Source organism: Streptomyces sp. NPDC000880 (assembly GCF_053599675.1).
In genome coordinates this window covers 1-10,217 of the sequence record NZ_JBSFMS010000182.1, presented here as the reverse complement: position 1 = coordinate 10,217, position 10,217 = coordinate 1, and the positions used below count along the sequence as shown (strand labels likewise).

11 protein-coding genes and 1 pseudogene are annotated in these 10,217 nt (G+C 67.1%); 10 read left to right on the top strand and 2 right to left on the bottom strand.

Annotated elements, in window-relative coordinates; genetic code table 11:
- Positions 1-147 precede the first annotated feature (147 nt).
- From ACWDO5_RS33710 to ACWDO5_RS33675, 8 genes are all read left to right on the top strand, one after another.
- Entirely contained in the window at positions 148-2,940 is a 2,793-nt protein-coding gene (locus ACWDO5_RS33710) for a hypothetical protein (protein WP_450534365.1), read from the top strand.
- A gap of 22 nt (positions 2,941-2,962) precedes the next feature.
- On the top strand, positions 2,963-3,403 hold the full coding sequence (locus tag ACWDO5_RS33705) for a hypothetical protein (protein ID WP_450534364.1): 441 nt from the start codon (positions 2,963-2,965) through the stop codon (positions 3,401-3,403).
- 64 nt (positions 3,404-3,467) lie between these two features.
- Positions 3,468-4,403, top strand: a complete 936-nt coding sequence (locus tag ACWDO5_RS33700) for an N-acetylmuramoyl-L-alanine amidase (protein ID WP_450534363.1) — start codon at positions 3,468-3,470, stop codon at positions 4,401-4,403.
- Between the two features lie 89 nt (positions 4,404-4,492).
- Positions 4,493-4,747: a hypothetical protein gene (locus ACWDO5_RS33695; protein ID WP_450534362.1), complete on the top strand. Its 255-nt coding sequence runs from the start codon at positions 4,493-4,495 to the stop codon at positions 4,745-4,747.
- A gap of 22 nt (positions 4,748-4,769) precedes the next feature.
- Entirely contained in the window at positions 4,770-5,063 is a 294-nt protein-coding gene (locus ACWDO5_RS33690; RefSeq protein ID WP_450534361.1) for a hypothetical protein, read from the top strand.
- Complete coding sequence (locus ACWDO5_RS33685) at positions 5,060-5,704, top strand: collagen-like protein (RefSeq protein ID WP_450534360.1); 645 nt, start codon at positions 5,060-5,062, stop codon at positions 5,702-5,704. The genes ACWDO5_RS33690 and ACWDO5_RS33685 overlap by 4 nt, the downstream gene beginning before the upstream one ends.
- Before the next feature lie 142 nt (positions 5,705-5,846).
- Positions 5,847-6,527: a hypothetical protein gene (locus ACWDO5_RS33680; RefSeq protein WP_450534359.1), complete on the top strand. Its 681-nt coding sequence runs from the start codon at positions 5,847-5,849 to the stop codon at positions 6,525-6,527.
- Between the two features lie 5 nt (positions 6,528-6,532).
- Positions 6,533-7,564 carry a helix-turn-helix domain-containing protein gene (locus tag ACWDO5_RS33675; RefSeq protein WP_450534358.1) on the top strand — a complete coding sequence of 344 codons (1,032 nt, stop codon included), beginning with the start codon at positions 6,533-6,535 and terminating at the stop codon, positions 7,562-7,564.
- Positions 7,565-7,619: 55 nt separating this feature from the next.
- On the opposite strand, the gene ACWDO5_RS33670 is transcribed toward ACWDO5_RS33675, so the two are convergent.
- On the bottom strand, positions 7,620-8,381 hold the full coding sequence (locus ACWDO5_RS33670) for an XRE family transcriptional regulator (RefSeq protein ID WP_450534357.1): 762 nt from the start codon (positions 8,379-8,381) through the stop codon (positions 7,620-7,622).
- 117 nt (positions 8,382-8,498) lie between these two features.
- On the opposite strand from ACWDO5_RS33670, the gene ACWDO5_RS33665 reads away from it, so the two are divergent.
- Complete coding sequence (locus ACWDO5_RS33665) at positions 8,499-8,684, top strand: hypothetical protein (RefSeq protein ID WP_450534356.1); 186 nt, start codon at positions 8,499-8,501, stop codon at positions 8,682-8,684.
- Positions 8,685-8,882: 198 nt separating this feature from the next.
- The gene (locus tag ACWDO5_RS33660) at positions 8,883-9,992 is read left to right on the top strand and encodes a radical SAM protein (RefSeq protein WP_450534355.1); all 1,110 of its coding nucleotides are present in this window, start codon (positions 8,883-8,885) and stop codon (positions 9,990-9,992) included.
- A 91-nt stretch (positions 9,993-10,083) separates the two neighbouring features.
- Here the strand turns inward: ACWDO5_RS33660 and ACWDO5_RS33655 are convergent.
- Positions 10,084-10,217: pseudogene (locus ACWDO5_RS33655) on the bottom strand (tryptophan--tRNA ligase); the annotation flags it as partial.

Genomic DNA, 10,217 nt, shown 5'->3' with positions numbered 1-10,217 from the left:
ACGGCGGCTGTTCACCCCTTCTCATGTGCAGGCTAACAACCCATCAGACACCAACATTCCAAGGTGAGTTGCAGCATTCTGTTAGGAGTTCTAAGGGCCAGGGCTCCGTAGACACCGCCTTCAGCACCCGATGAAAGGCGGCCCGCTGTGACGTTCCTCGTGCCCATCCTCGCTGAGCTGAAGCTCGGCGGCGTGTGGACCGACATCACCCAATGGGTCTACACCCGCCAGGACATCCACATCGAGGGCGGCCGGGACGACGAGGGGCAGCGTGCCGACCACGGCAGGTGCACCCTCCTTCTCAACAACCGTGGCGGTCAGTTCACCCCGCGGAACCGGTCCGGCCCGTACTACGGGCAGATCGGCCGCAACACCCGCTTCCGGCTGAGTGTGCTGGCGGGTGACTCGTACCTGGCCACGACCGGCACCACCGCGTCCGGCACAGGGGCGACGACCCCGGACGCCGCGGCGCTCGACATCGTCGGCGACATCGACATCAGGCTTGAGGCGACCCTCACTAACTGGCTCGACAGCGGCAGCGTGGAACTCTGCGGGAAGGGCGCGGCCGCCGGTAATCAGCGGTCGTGGCTGCTGCTCATGCGGGACCGCCGGCTGCACTTCGAGTGGAGCGCGGCAGGCGTCACGACTATCGCCAAGGCGTCGACTGCCGACCTTCCGGTGACACCCTCGGGCAGGATGGCCGTCCGCGTGACCCTGGACGTGAACAACGGGGCCAGCGGGAACACCGTGCGGTTCTACGTGGCCGACTCGATCTCGGGGACGTGGACGCAGCTCGGCAGCGACGTGGTGACCGCCGGCGTGACGAGCATCTTCAACAGCTCGGCGGCTGTGCGTGTCGGCGACGGCTGGTCGGACCTCGGCTTCCCCAGCTCCAAGGGGAAGGTCCACAAGTTCGAGCTCCGCAACGGCATCGGCGGGTCCGTCGTCGCGAGCCCGGACTTCACCGTGCAGGACCCGGGCGACACCAGCTTTGTCGACGGCTCCGGCCGGACGTGGACGGTGGGCACCAACACGACGATCTCGAACCGCAAGACCAGGTTCATCGGCGAGGTGTCCGAGTGGCCGGTGCGTGCGGACCTGTCCGGGGCCGACGTGTGGGTGTCCATCGAGGCCTCCGGCGCCCTGCGCCGTACCGGGCAGGGCAACGCGCCCCTGTCGTCGGCGATCCGCCGCTACCTCGAGCGGGACGCATACGAGTACTGGCCGATGACCGACGGTGAGAACGCGACGCAGGGCGCAGAGATCAACGGCAGCGCGCCCATGCTCATCTCCTGGGACCTGGGCGCCGGTGCGCCAACTCAGCCCAACTGGGGCAAGGGCGAAATCGCTCCCTGGTGTGAGCCGGTCGTTGAGCTCCTGGACGAGGCTGCTGGTGGTTTCTCGGCGGCGGTGGCGGACCGCACGGGCATCACCAGCTGGTCCGTCGACTACGCCCGCTCCGGCATCGGCGGCGGCTCCGAGACCCTGGACATTTACGGCTACGGCACGGGCTCCGTCGCCGACCCGATGGTCAACTGGACCCTGTACCTGGACCCGTTCGCGGACGAGATCACCATCTACCGGTTCCTGCGGACCGAGGAGACCTCAGACAGTGCGGTGACCACCCTCACCAGCGCCGGGATCTTCAACACTGCCCCCCACCACATCAGGTTCACCACGACGTCCGGCGGCGGCGGCGCGAACACCAACTGGTTTCTGTTCCTGGACGGTGTGCAGCGCGCCAGCGGCACCCATGCCGGCACCGCCTATAAGGCCGTCAAGAGGATCCAGTGGCAGTACAGCCTGAGAAGCGGTGGCGGCCAGGACTTCCTTCCCTACAGCATCGGGCACTTCTGCTACCGGCCAGGCACCGCGGACGCGGCCGAGACCTACGCCGCGCTCCTCGGCCACCAGGGCGAGACGGCTGCCGAGCGGATCGAGCGGCTCTGCGGCGAGGCCTCGGTCCCGTTCCGCCCCACCGGTACACCGGCCGCGACAACCCAGCTGGGCCCGCAGGGGATGAAGTCCCTCATGGAGGTCCTGCAGAGCGCGGCAGACGCCGACATGGGCGCCCTGTGCGAGGACCGTGAGAGCGACGATGTCGGGTTCCGCTTCATGGCCCGCATGCAGATGTACAACCAGCCGGTGAAGCTCGCGCTCGACTACAGCGCGGGAGAGGTGGCCGACCCCGAACCCACCGACGACGACCAGGCCACGCGCAACGACTGCAGCGTGAGCCGCGAGGGCGGCTCGACGTCGCCGCGCGTCGTCATCACCGAGGGTCCGCTGTCCGTTCTGTCGCCGGACGAGGGCGGCGTGGGTATCTACGACGACTCCGTCACGCGCAACCTGTTCAGCGACGACCAGGCCCTGCAGCATGCGGCCTGGCGCGCGCACTTGGGCACGTGGGACGAACCGCGGTACCCGGTCGTGAGCATCAACCTTGCGGCGAACCCGGAGCTTGCCGAGGAGGTCACCGCCATCGACGGCGGCGACCGCATCACGATCGTCAATCCGCCCCCGCACCTGCCGGACGAGACCATCGACCTTCTCGTGCACGGCGCCGTGGAGGTCATCGGGGCAGAGGTCTGGGAGGTGGACTTCAACGCCACCCCGGCCGGCCCCTGGACGGTCGGCGTAGTCGGCGTAGTCCGGCCGGACACCCACGGATGTATCACCAACGGGCCCACGTCCGACACGTCCGGGATCCTCAACGTCACCAGCGCCTCTGAGCCGCGATGGGTGGACAGCACCAACTACGCCAGCAGCTTCCCCTTTGACGTCCTGGTGGGCGGCGTCGAGGTGATGCGGGTCAATAGCTGCACCGGCACCGCCCTCAGTCAGACGTTCGGCGTGACCCGGGGCATCAACGGTGTCCAGGTGGCGCACCTCGACGACTCGCCCGTCGTCCTCGCCACCCCGTGGCGTCCAGCACTGTGAGAAGGGAACAGGCATGCCGATCTTGTCCGGGCAGAAGGTCACCGCGCAGCAGCTCGGATGGCTGCAGCCGAAGAAATACGTCGGCGAGGCGACCAGCACCCTGAACTCGGTCAACAGCACGTGGGCAGACATCCCAGGCTGCTTCGTGAATGTGACCACCGAGACGGCAAACGCCCGCTACGACGTGACCGGGATCTTCGACTGTGCCGTGAGCGGCGTCTCGACCACGGTCCTGATGGACGGCCGCCTCGTGATCGATGGGGTGGCGGATACGGCGGCTTTCGCCATTCACGCCATGGACAACCAGGATCGGGACACGGTGTCGCAGATATGGGATGGCACTCTCGCGACGCCGGGGGTCCACACCCTGAAGCTGCAGGGCGCCCTTTCCGGGGCGGCATCGCCCGGCGGAACGTTCCAGATCTTCAGCAAGATCAAGGTGGAGATCACCGAGAACGTCTGAACTGCCGCCCCCCATGTACGCCCCGAGCCAGACGGCCGGGGCCTCTCTCATGTCTGGAGGCCTGATGGCCGCACCCCTGTCCGCCGATCGGATCCTGGCCGCTCTCCGTGCCGAGGGCCTGAAGGTGGTCGAGTACCGCTCCTGGCGCACGAACAACCGCAACCACAAAGGCGCGTGGGGGCCCGTGCACGGCGTGATGATCCACCACACCGTGACGTCCGGGACCGCATCCTCGGTCGAGCTCTGCTACAACGGCCACTCGGCTCTGCCCGGCCCGCTCTGCCACGGCGTCATCGACAAGGCGGGCACCGTGCACCTGGTCGGCAACGGCCGCGCCAACCATGCTGGCCTGGGCGACGGCGACGTCCTCCGGGCCGTCGTCGACGAGAAGGCGCTGCCCGCCGACAACGAGGCCGACACCGACGGCAATCGCTACTTCTACGGGTTCGAGGCGGTCAACCTCGGCAACGGGAAGGACCCGTGGCCGGCCGCCCAGCTCCTCGCCATCGAGCAGGCAGCCGCGGCACTCTGCCGGGCACACGGCTGGACGTACCGGTCTGTGATCGGGCACCTCGAATGGCAGCCGGGGAAGATCGACCCGCGCGGCTTCACCATGGACTCGATGCGCGAGCGCATCAAGGCACGCCTCACGCCCACCGCGCCCAAGCCGCCGGCCCCGAAGCCGCCCGCGGCGACGCCTGCCCCGGCCAAGCCCAAGGTGTCCCTCGCGCACATCGTGTCCGCGGCGAAGCATGACCCGGCCGCGGCGCAGGGCCACACCTCGTACAAGGGCGAAGTGCTCACCGTCGAGAAGGCGCTCAAGGCGGAGGGCCTCCTGACACAGCAGTACGTCGACGGCAGCTTCGGCACCAAGACCATCGCCGCATACGCCGCCTGGCAGAAGCGGCTCGGCTACAAGGGCGCCGACGCCGACGGCATCCCCGGCAAAACCTCCCTGGCCGCGCTCGGCAAGAAGCGCGGCTTCACCGTCACCGCTTGATCACTTTGCGGATGCCCGTCTAGTGAAAACCCTTGTCACTTTCCTGGCACCCCGAAAGTGACGCCCTTCCAGCAGAAACGGATCCACTCATGTCTCTTCCCCTGCCCGGCGCCGAGACCGTCCTCAAGACCGGCGCCACCTACGCCCGCGACCTCCTCGAGCGGGTACTGAGCACCTTCCTGCAGGCGGGCATCGCGGGCATCGTCGTCACCCAGCCCCTCGACGGCAGCATGTGGTACGCGGCCGGGGCGGCTGGGGTCGGCGCCGCACTGTCGCTCCTGAAGGGCCTCGTCGCCCGCGTCCGGGCCATCACCAATTCGGCCAGCCTCGCCAAGGGCGTCTGAACTTCCCTGATCGGAGCTCGACATGGCCGATGAGCCGTCGAATGGGGAGCTCGGGCGGCTCATCCAATCCTTGCGCGAAGACTGGCGCGAGGACATGGGACAGCTCAACCAGCGCCTCGACAAAGTCGTCCCGATGGACGTCTACACCATCGAGAAGGCCACGATCACCGAGCGTGTCACGGCGCTGGAGACGTACCGGGAGAAGGACGCCGAACGCATCGTCACCACACGGCGGTGGATGCTCGGCGTCGTCATCACCGTGGTCATAGCAGTGCTGCCGTACCTGACGACGATCGTGACGGGAGCGGCAGCGTGACACGTGACGAGACGTCCGAACCGCGCCGGTCCTGGCCCGGCAACGTCACCGCGGTGCTGGGCGCCCTCCTGGCCGGGGCTGCACTGCTGACGGTGCAGAACCTGGCCAGCGACCTGCGCACGGCGAATGACGCCAGGGATGCGCTCGCCCGGCAGGTGCAGCAGCTTGGAGGTACGCCTGTCGCCGGTGAGCCGGGAAGCCGCGGCGAGCCCGGCATTGCTGGACAGCGCGGCGAGAAGGGCGACCAGGGCGACCCCGGACCGATCGGGCCTGCGGGTCCGACTGGTCCCGTGGGTCCTTCCGGTACGCCGGGCCAGCCGGGCGACGATGGCACGAACGGCGTCGGCCAGACCGGAGCACCCGGCACCCCGGGAAGTCCTGGCGCTGACGGCGAAACGGTCGTCGGGCCGGCAGGTCCGCAGGGTGAACCGGGGCCGGCTGGTCCTCAGGGCGAGCAAGGCCCTCGAGGAGAGGCTGGTGCTGACGGCAGCGACGGGCAAGCATGCCCCGACGGCTACAGCTGGCAGGCGCCTGCCGATGACCCCGATGCGCTGGTGTGCCGCCGTGACGGGGCACCCCCGCCCGAGCGTGGCCTGCTCTCTTCGGCCGCGCTCGATCCGTCCCGCCGCCAGTACCCGTGAACGTAGTGCACCCCCTGTCTGGCCCTCACGGGCTGGGCAGGGGGCCCTTTCAACGTTGATCCATGCCGCACGCCCGCAGCCCAGGAAAGGAATAGTTCCTCGAATAATTGACACCACAAAATTAAGTCGACAGGATGCCCCTGTGACCCAACCCATCACGGCCGTTGAGGCCAACGAGCTCCTGTCGCCACACCTGGGCGCTATCGGTGACTGCATCGACAAGGGATGGAAGTCCTGGCGCGAACTACTGGAGGAGGACCCCAAGCGCGGCATCATCATCAGCAACCGCTCCCGCGCCAACCTCGTGCACGACTTCATCCGCTACGAGGCCACGCAGACCTTCGACGCCGATTCTCGCGTCATAGTCAGCGACGACCGAGGATTCCTGCTGCTCACCTTCGCAGGGAAGATCCTGCTGCGCTTCAAGAAGTTCAGCGGCCCCGGGCTACGCACGAGCAGTATCCCCACCCAGCAGAGTCGCGAGTACGCCAATCAGGTGCTACCCGGCATGGATGAGTTGACCCACCTTGTGGCTGGCTACCTTCCCGACGAAGCTGGGCTGGGCTTAGACCGGATCGCCATCACCTGCACCCTCAACGCAGACCAGTTGTGGGTGCTGGATCTGGATCTCAAGCTTGAGAGCGGTGCGGCGCCGGTTGCCTCCCTCCCGATCACTTCGGCACTGGATCAGAGGGATACCATCATCCGTCCCAAGTCGGCTGACGAAGCCGAGGAAACCCCTGACGAGACCCCTGTCATCCGTCCCAAGTCGGCTAACGAAGCCGAGGAAACCCCTGACGAGACCGCTTCAGGAGAGAGGTAGCCACTATGAACCCGCGCCTGCTGCAACTCGCGCGGGAGTCACGCGGCCTGTCACAGTCCAAGCTGGCCAGCATGGCCGGCATCTCGCAGGCAGCCCTGTCCAAAGCCGAGAACAGTGTCGGGCCGCTCTCGCCAGAGCGCCTGGCGGTGATCGCCGATGTCCTGGGGTACCCGCAGGAACTGTTCAACTGGCCCGATGAACCCGTGGGGCTCGGCCCCTCCGGCTTCTACCATCGCAAGCAGTCCGGCCTCGGCAAGACCGCTTTGCAGAGGATCGAAGCGGAGGTCAATCTCCTACTGATGCAGATGCGTCGGCTGGAGGCGAGCGTGGACATCGAACCGTTCTACCGACTCCCCGTGCTGGATGCCGACGAGTACGAGCCAGAGGATGCTGCTGCGCGCGTCCGCGCCAGCTGGATGGTGCCCGACGGGCCAGTACCAGACGTCATCCGGACCGTGGAGCGCGCAGGCATCATCGTCGTCCGACGAGACCTCGAGTCACCGAAGATCTCTGGTCTCAGCGTCCGTCCACCCAACAGTCTCCCCGTGATCATCCTCAATGAGGGGATGTCAGCCACGCGAGAACGGTTCACCATCCTGCATGAGCTGGGGCATTTGGTGATGCACCAGATGCCGAGTGATGACGGCGAGCGGGAAGCCGACCGATTCGCGTCGGAGTTCCTGATGCCGGCCCGGCTCGTTGGGCCGCATCTGAAGGGCATGACCATCCAGCGGGCTGTTCAGCTCAAGCAGTACTGGAAGGCGTCAATGGCAGCGATCATCAGGACCGCCCACGTTCTGGGCAGGATAGATGACCGCCGATACAAAAGCCTGCAAGTTCAGATGTCTCAACACGGCTACCGCCGGGTCGAGCCAGCAGAGCCAGAACCAGAACAGCCGCGCATCCTGCTCAGCATCGTCGACATGCACCGCAGTGAACACGGCTACTCAGACTCAGAACTTGCCACGGTAGTAGGCCTGCGCGTGCGCGAGTTCCATGCTGAGTTCGGACCAAGCCGCGGACTACGCGCAGTCTGACTCCTGCGCCCCCTCTCACCTTCGGGTGGGAGGGGGCGCATTCGTACGTCCAGGGTCAGACGTCGGGCCGCCTGTTGTACGCCGCGAGGGTCGCCTTGTTCGTCGACCCGTCCTGAAAGACGAGCTCCCACGGCCCGGTGTTCACATCAAACTCCTTGCCGAAGCCGACCCACTTGCCGGTCATCCGACGCCCGGTCGGCTCGACGAGCAACTGAATCGCACCGTGGTAGCGGGCGCCCCGGTAGTAGCCATCGGTCTCGGTCTGCTCGGTCCACGTACCGGTGGCAACGTGACCGTCTATCTCCAGATCCATCGTCAGCGGCGAGTCGCTGGAGCCCGGCAGGCTCCGCGCGGACAGCCGGTTGCCGTGCTGCAGCAGCACCACGTAGTGCTGCCCGGTGAAGGACGAGTCACGCCCGCTGGAGAAGTACTCGTAGCGGGACAGCCACACGCCCGAGTAGTTCCGGTGCGCGCCATGCGGTTCGGGCTGCGGCGCCGCGGCCGCGGGCGCGATGCCGTTCACGGAGGATTCAACGTCGTGGCCGCCCTGCCCGTCCTCGGAAACGCGCGCCATCTGCACGACGCCGCTGAAGCCGAGGGACTCGATGGGCAGGCCGGTGACGTACTCCAGAGCGCGGGCATAGACGGGGCGGGGCGCGATGGTGGCGCCGGATTCCCAGCGCTGCACGAGCCGCTTGTTGGCGTCGTTGGGCTGGCCCGCGCGGGCGCCGGCATCTCGCACGGCGCGGGCGAAGTCATCTTGGGACATGAGCAGGCCCATGCGGACCGCTCGCAGTGCGCTGTTCGGTGTGGCCATGGGAGAACGGTAGCCCCAACTCGCTTTGAATGACACCGAAATGACGCCCCGTATGTCGCCGCTTTGACGCCTGCACTGACGCCGCGCAACTCTCTGTGGCCGCGCCATCTTGAATGCGTGACGACTACAGGCAGCGGCAAGGATCACCCCGGACTCGCCATCAGCGTGTACCGCGTCAATCCCAAGACGAACGCGCGAACGCCCGTCAAGGCGTGCACACTTCCGGCAGTCAAGGCGCTGCCGTTCTCCATGGCATACCCGCCCTGCGCCTGCCCGCGCTGCACCGGGGCGAGCACCCAGTGAGCCCGATGTGGGACGACGAGCCCGAGCACGGAACCGGCGTGTGCTCCGCCTGCGGCCGGCACACCGACAACGGGCTCGTCCACTGGGTGCCCCGCATGTCCGGCCCCGACGTCCGCGTGGTCGTTCACGCCGAACCCGCCGACTGCACGCCGGTCGCCCCCCGCCCCGCCCGGCGATCGGCCATCTACAGGAGGACCGATGCATGACCTAATCGCAAGCCCGTTCCTCGAGGATCACCTTGTAGTCCGGCCCGGCTACGCCGCGGGCATCAAGATCCCACTGGCCCGCTACCTGGAGTTGAAACGTGCAGCGGACGAGGGGCAGGCCCCGCCGGCATGGCTCGCTGACGGCGCACAGCGGGCCTGGTCCGTGGACATCACAGGGCGCCCCCTGGCTGAGACCGTGCTCGTGCGGACTCCGTCCCCCTACGGTTACGCCCGCGCCTCCTACGAGATCAACAAGGGCTGTGACTACGACTGCCCGCACTGCTATCTCGGGCAAAAGAAGTTCGAGGGTCTCACCTGGGAGCACAAGGCGCGGCTGCTGGAGATCATGCGCGACGCCGGCGTGCTCTGGCTCCAGATAACCGGGGGCGAGCCCCTGATCGATCGGCATTTCCCCGCTGCCTACGCGCACGCTCACGAGCTCGGCATGATGGTGGCAATCTCGTCGAATGGCTCGCAGCTCGCGAAACCCATGATCCTCGACGTTCTCACCAAGCACCGTCCCTACCGGATCACGCTCAGCGTGTACGGAGCGACCGCGGAGACCTACGACGGATTCACCAGGAACCGCGGCGCATTCGACCGCTTCACAAGAGGACTCGCCGCCGCTCGCGAGGCCAAGCTGCCTGTACGGCTGAACCTCATCGTCGCCGAGGCCAACGCGCACGAGGTCGACGACATGCGGGCCCTCGCCGACCAGTACGGCTTCCCGCACCAGACCTACACCAACATGTCGCCCACCATCGACGGCAGCGGGGAGCCCCTGCCCACACAGGCCGAGGACTTCCTCCGGCAGCGGAAGCCATTCAGCGGCTGCAACGCCGGACACACGTTCTTTCACGCCGACCCGTTCGGCGTCGCCTCGATATGCAAGGTCGGAAGAGACCCGAACATCCGGCTCATCGAGGAAGGCGTCGAAGGGCTGACCCGGCTCGGCGAGATTGCCGATTCCCTCATGCTTCGCACCGGTGGCTGCTCCGGCTGTCAGCTCTCCGGCACCTGCTGGACATGCCGACCGCTGGCCAAGCTCTACCAGGAGGCGAAGGCACCGAAAAAGACGTACTGCCAACACCCAGAGAGGTAACCGCCATGGCACTCAGCTCCACCGCAACCCTGCCCGTTCCGGTCACAATCACCCCCCGCCGGCTCGCCGATGACGAGCTGACCATCGTCGATGACTTGGACAGCCTCATCGAGACCGTCATGTGCTCCTGCAGCTCGGCGACGGAGACGAGGCTCAGGAAGGGAAGCAGCAGCTGGTTGAGGGCGGGAACCGCGCTGTGGGTGAAGATCGTGCTGCGTGCCGGGT

Bases quoted from the DNA above. Each gene is read 5' to 3' on its own strand.
- ACWDO5_RS33700 (WP_450534363.1), top strand. From the start codon at position 3,468: ATGGCCGCACCCCTGTCCGCCGATCGGATCCTGGCCGCTCTCCGTGCC.
- ACWDO5_RS33695 (WP_450534362.1), top strand. From the start codon at position 4,493: ATGTCTCTTCCCCTGCCCGGCGCCGAGACCGTCCTCAAGACCGGCGCC.
- ACWDO5_RS33690 (WP_450534361.1), top strand. From the start codon at position 4,770: ATGGCCGATGAGCCGTCGAATGGGGAGCTCGGGCGGCTCATCCAATCC.
- ACWDO5_RS33675 (WP_450534358.1), top strand. From the start codon at position 6,533: ATGAACCCGCGCCTGCTGCAACTCGCGCGGGAGTCACGCGGCCTGTCA.
- ACWDO5_RS33670 (WP_450534357.1), bottom strand. From the start codon at position 8,381: ATGGCCACACCGAACAGCGCACTGCGAGCGGTCCGCATGGGCCTGCTC.
- ACWDO5_RS33660 (WP_450534355.1), top strand. From the start codon at position 8,883: ATGCATGACCTAATCGCAAGCCCGTTCCTCGAGGATCACCTTGTAGTC.